At 55.0% G+C, this 13,262-nt stretch carries 8 protein-coding genes; 1 reads left to right on the forward strand and 7 read right to left on the reverse strand.

Going from position 1 to position 13,262, the window contains the following annotated elements:
* The first annotated feature begins 160 nt into the window (after positions 1-160).
* Positions 161-1,702, forward strand: a complete 1,542-nt coding sequence (locus tag H3T90_RS02245; protein WP_198229447.1) for a xylulokinase — start codon at positions 161-163, stop codon at positions 1,700-1,702.
* 19 nt (positions 1,703-1,721) lie between these two features.
* On the opposite strand, the gene H3T90_RS02250 is transcribed toward H3T90_RS02245, so the two are convergent.
* The 7 genes from H3T90_RS02250 to H3T90_RS02280 form a co-directional block, all read right to left on the reverse strand.
* Positions 1,722-5,045 carry a glycoside hydrolase family 2 TIM barrel-domain containing protein gene (locus tag H3T90_RS02250; RefSeq protein WP_408610678.1) on the reverse strand — a complete coding sequence of 1,108 codons (3,324 nt, stop codon included), beginning with the start codon at positions 5,043-5,045 and terminating at the stop codon, positions 1,722-1,724.
* Positions 5,046-5,100: 55 nt separating this feature from the next.
* A complete protein-coding gene (locus H3T90_RS02255; RefSeq protein WP_232350488.1) occupies positions 5,101-6,195 on the reverse strand; it encodes a LacI family DNA-binding transcriptional regulator in 1,095 nt (364 codons plus the stop codon).
* A 58-nt stretch (positions 6,196-6,253) separates the two neighbouring features.
* Entirely contained in the window at positions 6,254-8,809 is a 2,556-nt protein-coding gene (locus tag H3T90_RS02260) for a glycoside hydrolase family 31 protein (RefSeq protein ID WP_198229448.1), read from the reverse strand.
* Between the two features lie 87 nt (positions 8,810-8,896).
* Complete coding sequence (locus tag H3T90_RS02265) at positions 8,897-10,165, reverse strand: glycoside hydrolase 5 family protein (protein ID WP_198207137.1); 1,269 nt, start codon at positions 10,163-10,165, stop codon at positions 8,897-8,899.
* 16 nt (positions 10,166-10,181) lie between these two features.
* Entirely contained in the window at positions 10,182-11,015 is an 834-nt protein-coding gene (locus tag H3T90_RS02270; protein ID WP_110425066.1) for a carbohydrate ABC transporter permease, read from the reverse strand.
* Positions 11,005-11,979 carry a carbohydrate ABC transporter permease gene (locus tag H3T90_RS02275; RefSeq protein WP_082097733.1) on the reverse strand — a complete coding sequence of 325 codons (975 nt, stop codon included), beginning with the start codon at positions 11,977-11,979 and terminating at the stop codon, positions 11,005-11,007. Before H3T90_RS02275 ends, H3T90_RS02270 begins: the two co-directional genes overlap by 11 nt.
* On the reverse strand, positions 11,979-13,244 hold the full coding sequence (locus tag H3T90_RS02280; protein WP_046322711.1) for an ABC transporter substrate-binding protein: 1,266 nt from the start codon (positions 13,242-13,244) through the stop codon (positions 11,979-11,981). Before H3T90_RS02280 ends, H3T90_RS02275 begins: the two co-directional genes overlap by 1 nt.
* Positions 13,245-13,262 lie beyond the last annotated feature (18 nt).

The following is a 13,262-nucleotide window of genomic DNA, read 5'->3' on the forward strand; positions in this document are numbered from 1 at the left end:
CCGCTAAATTCTAGGCCTCTTCAATATCTTACGTTCCAATCTGACGGCAGGTCAGCAATTGAGGAGCCCACACCAAGGACATTTAGTTTATCGATTTAATAATTGAGATACTATGATGGAGTATTCCAATGACCGGAGCCCGGAAAGCAAGGAGGCTGACATGAATGAGATCCTGGTGGCGGGAGTGGACACATCGACCCAGTCCTGCAAGGTGAGGGTCACCGAGGCCCGGACCGGTCGGCTGGTCCGCTTCGGCAAGGCTCAACACCCGGCAGGCACCAGCGTCAACCCCATGGCCTGGTGGAAGGCCTTTCAGGAGGCTTCAGCCCAGGCAGGAGGTCTGAACGATGTCTCAGCCATCAGCGTGGGAGGCCAGCAGCACGGTATGGTATTGCTGGACCGCCAGGGGCAGGTAATCAGGGATGCCTTGCTCTGGAACGATACGCGTTCGGCTCCTGATGCCGACAATCTCATCATCCGGCTAGCCAAGTCCAAGACCGGAGAAGCTGAAAGCACCGAAACGAAAAACGACGGGCCAAACAAGGACCCGAACTCGGATCAGGACCTGGCCATGCGCGGCAAACAAGCCTGGGTGCGGGCTGTGGGCTCCTCCCCCGTTGCCTCGCTGACCATCACCAAAGTGGCCTGGGTCAGCAGAGTGGAGCCGGATAATGCCAGGGCTATCGCAGCCATATGCCTCCCCCACGACTGGCTGAGCTGGGTCATCGCCGGTCATGGCCCCGCAGCCGACCCGGAGACCGGACCAGGGCTGGAAGACCTTTTCACCGATCGCTCGGATGCCTCCGGCACGGGCTACTACGATCCTGCCGCTGACTGCTACCGGCGTGACCTGCTGGACATGGCCCTGCCCGAGGGCATGGCCGAGCGTGTGATTCTGCCTAAGGTCCTTGGCCCCCACCAGGTCGGAGCCAAGGCTGACCCACGCATCGCCGGCAGAGATGTACCAGGCGGCTGCATCATCGCACCGGGCGGCGGCGACAACGCCATGACGGCGCTGGGCCTGGCTATGCAGGTGGGCGACGTCTCCATCTCCCTGGGAACCTCGGGTGTCGCTGCAGCGGTCAGCCCGGTTCCCGCCTATGACATGAGCGCCTCGGTGACCGGATTCGCGGATGCCACCGGCCACTGGCTGCCCCTGGCCTGCACCATCAACGCGTCACGCATCCTGGACGCAGGTCTGGCCGCTCTCGGGACGGATTATGACGGTCTGGCCGAGCTGGCGGAGAAGTCCTCGCCGGGGGCCGAAGGAATCACTCTGATCCCCTACTTCGACGGCGAGCGCACCCCCAACCGCCCTGATGCCCACGCCAGACTGGAGGGACTGACCCTGGCCAACACCACGCGCACCAACCTGGCCAGAGCATTCGTGGAAGGACTGCTCTGCTCCCAACGCGACTGTCTGGAGCTGCTGAAACGGCTGGGCACCACGGTCTCCAGAATTCTCCTGGTCGGCGGCGGCGCCAAGTCTCCAGCGGTCAGAGCCTATGCCCCAGGAATCCTAGGCATGGATGTGCAGTTGCCACGGCCGGACGAGTATGTGGCCATCGGTGCAGCCCGCCAGGCAGCCTGGGCTCTGACTGGAGAAGAGGAGCCCCCCGTCTGGTCGGTGAACATCGACACCACGCTGACGGGAGCCCCCTGCGAGCAGGTCTACCAGCAGTATCTACGCTGGCGGGGATGAAAGGCCCCGCCAGCCTTGGTCACTTGGAACGGACCCGCAGGTGCAGTCCGAAGACCAGATCGGTTTCATCCAAGCGGTAAGCGGGATCCAGCTCGGGTCCACAGCTGTTGGAGCCTACGCCGCTTGTTGCATAGTCCAGGCAGAGTACGGTCGAGCCGCACTCCTCCAGCTCGTGGTCGTGCCCCTTGGCGGTCAGCTCCTCCTGGGTGTAGGGGGAACAGTTGAAGCTGATGGGCCCATCCCCCGCTGCCTGCAGCAGGGAACGGTCATCCTCCACCAGGACGTAGTCGCAGCCATAATGGGAGCCGTTCTCCTGGGGACGCAGGTAGTGCTCTACCATGCCTGACGCAGTGTTGCGGAAAACGCCGTAGTGGCTGGCACGGTGCATGTCCCGGTAGCTTTCAAAGGGCCCATAGCCGCAGTAGGTGACCCGCTGCAGGCTCTTGGGCAGGAAGAGCCGCAGGCCGAACCGGGGCAGATAGGGGAACTCAGGATCACGGTGCAGTTCCATCTTCAGATCCAGCCCACCCTGGTCGCTCAGTGTCCAGGTGGCAAGGATGCTGCCCATGGGCTGAATGAAAGGTGCCACCAAGGACAGTTCAGCTTTAATTATGGTCAACCCCCGTTCCTGATCAGTCTGCAGCTGGCAGGATAGGGCCCTGGTACTAGCACGGTCGTATTCGGCCTTGCGCCATTCCTGCTTGATGGTGGCATCATTGTCGGTGGGCGCCCGCCAGAGGTTGATCTCCATAGGGGCGGTCAAGAGCGAACGGTTGTCGACGCTCATTGATTCCACCATGCCGGTACGGCGGTTGAAGATGTAGCGCCAATCAGCCCCCTCCACATCGAAGCGGGCATCAGTCTGCCTGACCACCGGCCGGTGGGCGCCCCGGGCTCCGCTGCCGGGATCGGAACTGATGACCCTGGCCACGCCATTGGGACGTTCAGGCATTCCCATATCGGCAGCTTCAAGCTGATCGAAGCCGAGCAGATGCCCTTGCGGAAGCACTGGATCGGCCTTGGCCAGAGCGTACTCCACCAGCAGGGTCAGACGGCCCTTCTCGGGCGGATCCATCGTCGGCAGACCCACGGTGCCCTCGGCATGGGGGGCGATGTGCAGGCCTGTCCCTCGGTCAAGCTCCAGCGTTCCGGAGGCAACCGGCTCCCCATCGCACAGAAGGGTCCACTTCAGGCTCAGGTACTCATCCAAGAAGGTGAAGTCCAGATAGTTGTGCAGGGTGAGCAGCCGGGTCTGGGGATCGTATCCGACCAGACGGGCCGGACGAAAGACGTTCTTGAACTCCTTGAGGCCAGTGTGAGGCCGCCGGTCGGGGTAGACCAGGCCGTCCATGCAGAAGTTGTCATCATGGGGGTACTCACCGTGGTCGCCACCATAGGCATAGATCCGACGGCCCTTGCGGTCCCTGCCCTGATCGATGGCATGGTCGGCCCACTCCCAGATGCAGCCACCCAGAAGCCCTGGATAGGCCTGAATGACCCGGAAGTAGTCCTCCAGATCCCCTGGGCCCAGTCCCATGGCATGGCAGTATTCACAGAGGAAGTAAGGCCGACGGCCTCCGTCCCCGTCATCCCCGTGGCTGCTGATGCCGTGAGGACCCTCCGGCGTGAAGTAATCCTTGATTTGCTTGATGCTGGGATACATCCTTGAGGTGATGTCCAGATTGCTATAGTCCAGATCCTTCCGGGGCGAACCGTGGATAGCCGACTCGTAGTGAGTCAGACGGGAGGGGTCCCGAGACTTGGTCCAGGCCAGAGCCGCCTCGATGCCGCAGCCGTATCCGCTTTCGTTGCCCATGGACCAGATCAGAATCGAAGGATGGTTCTTGTCCCGCTCCACGCTGCGCTGGACCCGATCGACGATAGCCTTGGTGAAGCGCGGCTCGTCAGCGATGCGGCCATTCCAGTAATCGGGTTCTTTCCAGTCCGGACTATGGTAGAGGGTCTCGATGCCGTGGGTCTCCAGGTCGGCCTCGGCGATCAGGTAGAAGCCCAGCTGGTCGTAGAGGGCGTAATACTGGGGGCTGTTGGGATAATGGGATGTGCGGATGGCATTGACGTTGTGTTCTTTCATCAGAGTCAGGTCGCGCATGATCTGCTCCTGATTGATGGCAAAGCCGGTGCGTGGATCCCCGTCATGGCGGTTGACCCCATGAATCTTGATGGGGCTGCCGTTGACCCTGACCACCTGGCCGTCCACACTGATGGTGCGAAGACCGATGTACTCGGTGATGACCTCGTCGGGATGCTCCCCCGGCATGGACTCAGCAGAATCGCCGGTGTCAGATGCGCTGGACCTAGTCGTCAGCGTCAGCCGGTAGAGTTCAGGATCCTCAGCATTCCAGAGGCGAGGATGGCTGACTTTCAGGACAAATTGCGCAGGCTCCTTGCAACCTGTCAGCTCGGCCCGGGCCACCTCCACCCCATCGGGGTCGGCCAGCAGAGCCTGGACATCAATAGCAGCATCGTTCTGGCCCGATACGCCGGTCGGATCCAAGTCCAGGGTCACCTTGGCATGACTCATGTCCTCGTCCAGGTCGGTGTGGACGAACCAGTCACGCAGACGTGCCTTGGGTCGACGCAGGATGTAGACATCGCGGAAGATGCCACTCATCCGGAACTTGTCCTGATCCTCCAGATAGCTGCCATCGCACCACTTGAGCACCAGAACGGCCAGCTGGTTGCGGCCCGGCCGCAGGTGGTCGGTCACATCGAACTCGCTGGTGGCGTGGGAGACCTGGCTGTAGCCGATCAGATCCCCGTTGACCCAGAGGTAGAAGCAGGAGTCCACCCCCTCAAAATTGAGCAAGGCTCGGGGCGCCGAGGAATCAGGCTCGTAGTCGAAAGCGCGCAGGTATATGCCGCAGGGATTGTCGGCAGGCACCCTAGGTGGATCGTATGGGAACGGATAACGCACGTTGGTGTACTGGGGGTTGTCATAGCCCTGGGTCTGCCAGACTCCTGGCACATGGATGGGCTGGTATACCCCTTGGCCCGCATCCCGAGTAGGGCTGTAGTCGGCTTCGAAAAAGACCGGATCCTTAGCCTCGTTGGCTGACTGAACCTCGGCGTCCAGCTGGTCGATGCTGGCGTAATAGCGAAAGTCCCAGTTTCCATCCAGATCCAGATACCGATCAGAGCGCCTTCGCAGGTCGCCACGCGTGTCCATGGGGGCGCTGGCCGGCACGAAGTAGGCACGGTTGGGCTCGGTTCCCACATGCAGTGTGGCTGGATCCTCGTAATAACGTGGTATGAACATGACGACTCCATCCTCCTCGGTGGCCTTGGCAGCAGACGTTTCACAGGTATGACTGTTTACGCTCACATTCGACCATGATACCGGTGCCATAGCACAGACTTACCGGCAGTTGTCACGGATTTCATCGCACTGGACGTGCCGTGCTCTCACGGATGACCAGCTTGGGGGTCAGAATTCGGCGGTTGCTGCTAACCGCACCGCCGTCGAAGACCTTCAACAGCAGATTGGCGACCTTTGTACCGTAAAGCCCTGCATCACGATGTACTGCGGTTATCGATGGGCTGGTGGACTGACAGATGAAGCTGTCCTCGAAACTGACGATACCCGGCAGCGCATCAGTCCTAGCTGGAAGATCCACGGCGGCGTCATCCGAACGACGCATATTTAGGGATCGCAGGCTTGCAGCCGCCAGAATTTCATTCTCATAGATAAACGCTGTATAAGGGTGCGCGCCCGAAAACAACGATAATGTCTGGTTTACGGCTTCATCAGGATCGAAATCCGTGAATTTGACTATAGCTGAATCCAGGCCATTACCTTGCGCAAAATGATGGAATGCTGAGGCCCTAGCCCTGCTGTAATCCAACTTTGGATCTCCGGAAAGGTAAGCAATTCGCCTATGGCCTTGAGATCTCAGATGTTTGAGAATAGTGGTCATGGTTTTGGAATCATCAATCGAGAGTGAAGGCAGTTCATGATGGGTATCGGGACCACCCGCCAAGACGGCCGGCATTCCCAGAGCCTTGAGTCTGCCCGGTCTCGGATCGTCAATCAACGAATCCACGAGGATGACCCCGTCAACTCTTTTGCGTCGAGCCCAATCCTCGTATGTTGTTAATTCCTCCTCCAAGGAACGGCAGGGCCGAAACAAAAGGCCATACCCGTGATCGCTGAGGGATGCATGAATTCCAGCCATGAAATGCAACATGAAAGTTTCCGTCTGGAAAGCATCTATCGATCGCGCTGGAGCAAACCCAATGGTCATGGTACGAGAGGAGCCCAGGGCCTGGGCCGCATACACAGGACTCCAACCAAGCCTGGCCGCTGCATCCTTGACCCGTCGCTTGGTGCGCCTGGAGACGCCAGGCTTGTCATTGATCGCAAACGAAACAGCCGTCTGGGATATGCCAAGCTCTTTAGCGATATCCTTCAGACTGACACGCTGTGGTTCCGAAGACGAATCCTGTCGCTCCATATCTGTTTTGACTCGACTCATACCCTTCCCCCGCTCCATCGCCAACTGACCGTCACCTTACCCTGAACGTTCAGATAACTTACTGATCCCTAAGGAAAATTTCCTCCAGACCTCGTATTACCTCCTGCGGCATGTGAGATTGGAACCAGGAAGGTTCACCATAATCTCCAGGAGGCATTTCGAGAGTATGAAGTGCTGACACTGCTTTGACGCCAAGATTCCTGACTTGATCCCAGGCCTGCTCCTTAGTGAAGTAGAACATTTGTGCACCTTGCAACAATTGCAGAGCATCATGATTCATAGGGTTGTGCGCAACTTGTGGTCGATCATTGAAGACCAGATCAATTTGCGAAGTACACAACAGACTTCGTAAGGATACAATCAAGCTGAGTCGTTCCTCATCGTAGGTGCAGGAAAAAGGAACCGCCTGACCGTCTGACAGTACAGTGATCCTCGATGCGTCCACTGGGGCTAAGCCGCGGAAAGTCAGTGTCCAATCCCTGCGCTTTGGCACTACGAGCCCCGGGTCATTGGATACCCCTGCTGCCCCTTCCTCCGGGCATACTTGAGCCGGACTAATGGTGAACTTTCCCTCTCTCCAGTTCAAGTCCAGATCCGTACGCACCCATGTAATCCTGCCCTGGGGTGCCCCGTCATCCTCCCAAAGGGTGAAATGCCCGTCATCACCAGGGAAAATACGCAAGTCCAGACCTTGTGGGTTTTCTACAGTGTTCAACGAATAATCGTAATCGTTATCATTTTGTCCCCTATGGTCATTGCGACTCTGAAGCGGAACAATACCTCCTGCCTTGGCAAAAACCGGCATCCGGTCCAGTCCACGCCAGACTTCCATGTTGCGCCCATTCTTCTGTTCTGCGTCATAATGGCGGCCATCAAACCAGTCGAACCAAAGACCATGTGGGAACCAAACTTGTGCTTTGGCTTTCTGCAAGGCACGATCAGCTGGTTCCAGGATGGGAGAGACAATTAACTCGGTGCCGAACATGAACTGAGTGGGCACATTGCCTCCTGAGTAATGCCAGTACATCGGTTCCACCAATGGCAGATCCTCATATGCGGCACGTCTATTCATGGAATACAAATATGGAATCAGCGCATGCCGCAGTCTAAGGGCCCCGACCATACTCTGAGCAACATCCACGCGGAAGTTCCAAGGTTCCTTGCCATTGAAAGGTGACGAACTTGAGTGCAATCGGTTGATGGGGCTGAAGGTCCCCAACTGATACCATCGAGCCTCCAACTCTTCATCACGGTAACCGAACATATGGCCGCCGATGTCATGACTCCACCACCCATAACCGATATTGCTGGCCATGGCAGTGAAATATGGCTGGAATCTGAGTGATTTCCAACTAACAACAGTATCGCCAGAGAATCCTACCGGATAACGGTGCGAGCCAGGACCGGCATATCTGGAGAAAGTCAGAGGTCTATGCCCCGGCATATGAGCAGAATCCAAATAATGCAGATGATTCAGCAACCACAACGGATCCAAATCCTTCTGCTTGGCAACTGATCCCTGTTGCCAATCAATCCACCAAAAATCAACACCCTGTTCTTCCATCGGGTGCAAAAGGGCATCAAAATAAGCATTCATACTTACGGGCGAAGTCACATCAAATTCGACTGTTTGCTTCGATGCAGGATCGATTCCGGCAGCTCTAGCTACGCGCTCATATGGTTCTTCAAACGACCGAACCCCATCACGCGGATGTAGGCTGAGCGTGGTTCGCATGCCATGATCGTGCAACCAATGCAGAAAGTCTTTTGGATTGGGGAATAGCTCCTTGTTCCAAGTATAGCCCGTCCAACCTGAGCCTAAGTTGGGATCAATGTCGACAAGATGCCAGTCCATATCGATGACGGCTACGGTGAATGGAATGCCTTCATGGTTGAACCGTTCCATAAGCTGTTCATACTCATCCTGCGAGTACCGATGGTATCGGCTCCACCAGTTACCCAAGACGTATCTAGGCAAGAGCGGAGTGTGCCCGCTCAAATGATAAAAATCTTTTACAGCCTCGGTTATCTTCTGATTGTAGCCAAAGAAATACCAATCCTGGCTCGGCCCTTCCTTAGGAAATACCCAGGTGCCGAAAGGATTGGGCTTCCCTCCTACCTGATCCGCTTTGCGTATCAGGCTTGTTCGGCTATCGTCAATCACTGCCCAGCCATATTTGGATATCAGGCCTGGATCCAATTCAGTGGAGCCGTCGATTTGATCGAGAGTTCTGGTGGTTCCTCCCAAATTGCCTTTCTGCTCATCTCCATAATGCCAGGTACTCTCTTGAGCGCCTGAATGCTTCATATAAATGTACAGTCCCTCAGGGCTGAAGGGCTGCCCGTCGTAGAATATTCTTAACTCTGAAGTTTCAATTTCCAACGAACCATCGTCATTGCGCGTGACTGTGTAGTCCGGAACTGGCTCGAATCGCCGATTAATGGCCATAGTCGTGGCATCGTCGACAAACACCCCAGTATCTGACCACTCGAAACGTATGAGCGCATCCGTAAGAATGCCTATTCTCCATCGGTCGCCCTGCACAACTGAACCTTCGCACATCCGAGGATGCGCCCCCATGCTCTCCAACGAGAACAAGCGAGAATCAACCATCCGTGTATCTCCCTTTGTTTACTTGCTTCAAGTGGGGATCCTTCGTTCGTTCTCGAAGGATCCCCACTGTCGCGCTCCGAGTTAGATTCAATCCGATCGGGCTACATTGCTGTACACATTCCCTGTACGAAGCTCAACTGGCAGGCATTCACGTATGCCCCTTGCATTCAGGCTCTGCTCGTCATGCACACAGGCAGATGTGACCACTGCAGGATGCTCTCCTGAGCGCGACAACTGCATCCAAGCTTCGAACACAGAGCCTCCAGGAGCCAAGGAGCCCCGCGACAGCGGCAATCCCTGCTCGTCCACATCGACTATTACAGCGACCTGTCTATCGACAACCATGGGCAAGGGCTCAGCCACTATCTGAGAAAAGGCTTTGCCGACCTCCGTTAGATTCCCTTTTAGATCAAACAGACCCAGGTGATGCTCCAATTCCGGGAAGTCAACAAAACGCCCATCGACATCGTGGGAACACCACCAGGTAATACCGTAGAGATCGCTGCAACGCAGCATCCTCTGGATTGAGCGACTGCAGAAAACCCCAGATTCACTACTGGTTATGACATTATTCGGAGCCCCAATCTCTTGGACCCATACCGGCCGATGATCATGACGTGCGAATGCTTTGGACAATTCGACAAGGTATTCAGCATGACCAACACTTTCGACGCTCAGAGCACCGTAATGCTGGGCAGTTCCGTTGAAGACCCACGAATGGATAGCTGTCACATCTCCCAGATTCGCTGCCTGGCCGGGAGTAAATGGATGACCGTCGGCATACCAGACCTCATCATTTTCACTGTGCAGAAGCACTCTCCCATCGTGGTGGGCACGTTCCTGCAAGGGCAGCAGCAAGGCGCGAAGCCAGGCATCGGCCTGCGCCTTTGTCAGTGGCATTGGCGAAGGATGCGTCATACTCGCGAACTGGTTGCATTCATTGCCTAGAGTCAATCCGGCAAAGCCTTGAACATCAGCCATAGCGTCATAGATGGCCATAACCAGCTGGCTCTGAGCCTGTACAGCTTCAGCATCGACAAACATATTGCGAGAATGCCAAGAGCGCAGCCAAGATGGAAGAAAATCAAAACTGGACAAGTGCCCCTGAAGCACATCTACATAACAGTCCAAACCTGCTTCCGCTGCCAGTTCCCCCATATGCCGTAAGTCATCCAGCGCTTGAGGATTGATATAGTTTCTGTTCGGTTGCAGGATAGGCCATAGAGGGAAGATCCTTACATGGTCCACCCTAATCGAGGCTATCTGTTCCAGATCTTCTCTGATACGTCCCCAATCAGGATGAAGCCATGTATAGAACCAACCGGCGGATGGTGTGTAATTAACGCCGTATTTCATGAGTATCTGTATTCCGTTATTCCTTAACTCCGCCGACTTCCAGTCCGTGGAAAATATAGCGCTGGAAGACGAAGAAGAAGATGAGAATAGGCACCAAGGCAATGACAGTCCCTGCGGCTACCAATCTGGGATCCGAGACAAATGTTCCCTGCAAACGAGACATCCCCAGTGTCAAAGTGTAGTGACTGTCGTCTGTCAGAACAATCAGAGGCCAGAGGAAGTCATTCCACGAACCCATGAATGAGAAGATAGCCACTAGAGCCATGGTCCCCTTGACCTGCGGCGCACAAATCATGGTGAATCTTTGCCAAACGCTAGCGCCATCCATTTCCGCGGCCTCAATCAGATCTCGAGGTATCGCACGAAATGCATTAACGAACAGCAGGATGTTCATCGCGCTTACAATGCCGGGCAAGGCGACACCTATCAAGTTGTTCTGTAAGTTCAAAGAACGGATGATCAGGAACTGCGTAATCATAACTGTTTCTCCAGGAATCAGCATGGAGAGGAACAGAATTCCTACTACGATCCGCTTGCCTTTGAACTTGAGCAAAGCAATGGCATAGCCGGCCATAGTACCGCTGATGACATTGCCGACAATATTGATAGCAGCCACGACCAGTGTGTTTAAGGCATAGCCAACTATAGGCAGACGCTTGAAGACTCCGCTGAAGTTACTGACCGTAGGGTCACGAGGCCAGAAGTATGGCGGAACTGCGTACATATCATCCTTAGGCCCCTTGAAAGCCAAGGATATCTGCCATAGCAGCGGGCAGGCAAGGAAAAGGAAGAGCAGGACCAAGACGGCATACTTCACAACTTTGCCCACTGTTATATGCTTACTCGTCATCAGAGGACCTCGATTCCAGGAACCATTCGAAGAGAATCAGAGCACCGAGCACAAAGAACATAACCAGACCCAATGCCCCGGCATATCCGGTTCGGGCATTGATGCCAGTGCCTTCGTTCTTGATTAGCATTGTCATCGTTATGTCAGCTCCGCCGATTCCACCGCTGCCGTTGGTCAACATGTAAATCTCACCAAAGACTCTGAAAGCTGACATAGAAGACAGCAGGGAGATCAGAATCATAGTCCAGGTGCATCCAGGTAGGGTTACATGGATGAATTGACGAATTGCGCCTGCTCCATCGATTTGTGCAGCCTCATACAAGACCGGATCAATATTGGCGATAGTCGTCAAATAGATAATCATGTAGTAGCCCAGACCGGTCCATATGGTTATAGTCATGGCGCTGAACAAGAGCAACCAGCGATCAGTGAGAAATGGAATGGGCTTGCTTATCCAGTGCAAGGCACGGAACAGACCGTTGACCAGACCCTTGGAATCCAGCAGGTTGGTCCATATCAATCCAACCACCACACTGGACATGATTACCGGGACATAGAACGATGTTCTAAAGAATCCCATTATTCTGGTTCTTTCGGCCACCAACGCCGCAAGAATCAACGGCAGGATAATCATGAAGGGCACAACGCAGACGACATACAGCGATGAGTTTGTCATTGCCGTTCTGAAATGCGGATCATGGAACATATCGGTGAAATTCTGGAATCCGATGAATTTTCCAGGACGCAACAAGGTCGAATCCGTGAAGGACAAGCGGATTGTGTTCAGGAACGGCAACAAGGAAAAGACCAGAATCCACAAAATCGGGATAGTCACGAAGAGCCATGGAGCAACACGACCGCTCCTGTTGGCCCCCAAAGGATGCACATAGGTGCCGTCAGGGTTAAGGCGCCGGGCGCCGGCGGAACCGGCGCCCTTACGCTGTCTATGAGACAACTGGACCATTACTTCAACCTGCCGTTGGCGTATTCAACAACATTATCCAGTGCCTGCTTGGGAGTCACCTTGCCCTGCAGGGCCTGAACAATCTGCTCCTGAAGTCTGGTGCCGTCTACTGCAGTAAACTGCGGAGGACCCCATATACGTCCTTCACGCACCTGCTTGGCGACCATCCTCATGCCTACAGCATTCATATCGTCACCAGATGGGTTGAAGAATGGATCGTCAATGGTGCCCTTAGAGGATGGGAAGACATTGGCTTTCTTATCGAAGGTCAGCTGGTTCTTGGAGTTGGTCACGAATTTGGCCAGTTTCAGCGCCATATCCTTATGCTTGGAATTGGCATTGACGGTCATCATTTCCAACATCATGTTCGGATGGGTGTTGGCTACCATGTTGGTAATGCCCATATGTTCAAAAACATTGGGGGCATTCTTTTTCATATCGTCAATGCTGTATAGGCTGCCATTGAGGAAAACCTGTGATCCTGAGTTGAAGCTCTTTGACTCGCCGCTATTGGAGGTGTTCAGCATCTCGTCAGTAAAGGCCTTGGCCTTATACATGTCCACATAATGCTGGACAAAGGCCACACCCTTAGGATCATTAAAGGTGAACTTGGTGTGATCCTTGTTCATCAGCGGGACGCCGTACATGCCGAAATCCTGGATGCTGGGGATACCGGTGGTCATAGCATACTTGCCGCCACACTTCGGTCCGAAGATTTCCGCATTGGCAAACATCTCATCCTGAGTCTTTGGCACTTTGAGTCCGCACTCATCGAGCAAGGCCTTGTTATAGAGGGTAGGGCCTGTATTCAGGTACCAAGGCAGTCCATAGGTGCCCTCCTCCAGATGCGGACCTTTGAAAGTGGCCGATTGCCATGCAGCATCAAGATATTGATCCTTGGCTTTCGGCTCCTCCTTGGCAATGTTGAGCAGCGCTCCAGCACTAGCCAAGGTATACGCAGGCTCAGGCCCCATATCAATTACATCGGGCAGGGAATTTGCGGCGGCATCGGTTGAGAGTTTGTCCTCATAGTTGTCAGCCGGCTGATCTACCCACTTAATGTGGACGCCTTTGTTCTCCTTTTCAAACTGCTTGATCAGATCCTGGAAGTATCCTGTGAACTTGTCGTTTTTGAGGTTCCATGTCTGGAACTTCAGTTCGATAGGACCAGACCCGGAGGATGCGCTTCCCCCGCATCCTCCGAAGCTCACGACTGCCGCTGCTGAGCACAGCAACGACAGCGCCGTTTTTATGGTTTTGTTCATTGTGATTTCTCCTTTACT

It is taken from the genome of Bifidobacterium polysaccharolyticum (assembly GCF_016101585.1).
Taxonomy (GTDB): Bacteria; Actinomycetota; Actinomycetes; order Actinomycetales; family Bifidobacteriaceae; genus Bombiscardovia; species Bombiscardovia polysaccharolytica.